This is a genomic window from Acetivibrio ethanolgignens (assembly GCF_001461035.1).
Taxonomy (GTDB): Bacteria; Bacillota; Clostridia; order Lachnospirales; family Lachnospiraceae; genus Velocimicrobium; species Velocimicrobium ethanolgignens.
In genome coordinates, this window is sequence record NZ_LNAM01000094.1 from 1 (window position 1) to 1,429 (window position 1,429).

Annotated in this window: 3 protein-coding genes; all 3 read left to right on the plus strand. The window is 33.2% G+C overall.

Annotated elements, in window-relative coordinates; genetic code table 11:
- The first annotated feature begins 303 nt into the window (after nt 1-303).
- The 3 genes from ASU35_RS05305 to ASU35_RS05315 are packed head-to-tail and all read left to right on the plus strand — an operon-like array spanning nt 304 to nt 1,289.
- Entirely contained in the window at nt 304-621 is a 318-nt protein-coding gene (locus ASU35_RS05305; protein WP_172794600.1) for a helix-turn-helix domain-containing protein, read from the plus strand.
- Nucleotides 622-649: 28 nt separating this feature from the next.
- A complete protein-coding gene (locus tag ASU35_RS05310; protein WP_058352014.1) occupies nt 650-874 on the plus strand; it encodes a hypothetical protein in 225 nt (74 codons plus the stop codon).
- Nucleotides 861-1,289: a type II toxin-antitoxin system VapC family toxin gene (locus ASU35_RS05315; RefSeq protein ID WP_058352015.1), complete on the plus strand. Its 429-nt coding sequence runs from the start codon at nt 861-863 to the stop codon at nt 1,287-1,289. The genes ASU35_RS05310 and ASU35_RS05315 overlap by 14 nt, the downstream gene beginning before the upstream one ends.
- Nucleotides 1,290-1,429 lie beyond the last annotated feature (140 nt).

The window sequence follows — 1,429 nt, forward strand, 5'->3', positions numbered from 1 at the left end:
CCTTCCGAAATCCAACTTAATTTTTTGAAAAAAGTGTCTTGACAAATGGGTTCACTTTACCTTATCAAGCATGATATATACCCACAAGATTTTATGGAAAAGATTTCAAAGATTTTTATGTTTCAGATGCGTATTAAAAACAAAAAGTGCCTCAAGTGGAAAATTATACATAAAGTATTAAAAGAAATGATTTGATAGTTGTCGGCATCGGTGGAAACTTTCTTCCGGTGCTGATTGAAAAAAAACGGAAGGAGTGTTATAATATACACAGAAATAAATGTATATTATATGCGAATGGAGATTATGATGGTTAATTATAATAAATTGATGGAAAAACTAAAAGAAAAGGGTATTACTACCTATACTATAAGACAAAAAGCATTGATACCACAAGGCACACTTGCAAAGTTAAAAATGTGTAGCGGTGCTTCAATGGAAGAGATTGAAAAGAAACTACAGGAATACAAAGATAGTCACGATGGAAAAGATTTCATGTGTGATGTATCAACAAAGACCATTGAGGATATATGCCAGTTGTTACAATGTCAGCCACAAGATTTGATTGAATGGAAAGTTGACTTGAATCCTGACTTGGCATATGAGAACAGATTTAAGGAATAATCTGTTATAAAAGAAGGAGGTATGCAATATGACAGCAATTAGAAAAGAAGCTATTGAACTGTTGGAAAGAGTACCAGAAGATAAGCTGAGTTTCGTTATTCAAATTATGCGTGGTGTTAATGGATTATTAGGTGATGCAGATACTACAACAAAAAGAGTTGTTAATCTTGACCAGTTTGTTATGCCTGCAACAGAACGAGGACAGAATGCAGATTCTTATATAAGGGAGTTGAGAGATAATGACAGAATTTAAGCGTGTATTTGTTGATACTGCACCAATTATCTATTATCTGGAAAATAGTTCCTTGTATATGGATGCTATAAAGAAATTCTTTACAAAGTGTATTGAGGAAAATATTCAGATTGTTACCTCTGCCATTACTATTGAGGAATATCTTGTATTTCCATACAGTAGCGGAAAGATGGATTTTGCCGATAACTTCAAGAAGTTTATTGAATACATGAATATTGATGTCGTGGATATAAATTCTGAAATTGCAGAGCAAGGAGCAAAGATAAGAGGTCAGTATAAGAATTTTAAGGCTATGGATGCTTTACAGATTGCAACTGCTATTGTTAGTGGATGTGATATGTTCTTTACGAATGATAAGCAGTTGAGACAAGAGAAAGAACTTCCATGTATGACTATGGAAGATTTGGAAAAATAATTATGGAAACATTAGTTATAAGTCCTAAATTTACGATTGAGGATATTCACAAGGTAAGAGAAAATAACTACAATATCACAAAGTGTCAAACCGCAGATTATCTCGGGCGATTTCCGCAGATTATTTCAGACGGAAACACC

What these genes read in the sequence shown, in the direction of transcription:
- ASU35_RS05305 (WP_172794600.1), top strand. Translation starts at nt 304, where the DNA reads ATGATGGTTAATTATAATAAATTGATGGAAAAACTAAAAGAAAAGGGT.
- ASU35_RS05310 (WP_058352014.1), top strand. Translation starts at nt 650, where the DNA reads ATGACAGCAATTAGAAAAGAAGCTATTGAACTGTTGGAAAGAGTACCA.
- ASU35_RS05315 (WP_058352015.1), top strand. Translation starts at nt 861, where the DNA reads ATGACAGAATTTAAGCGTGTATTTGTTGATACTGCACCAATTATCTAT.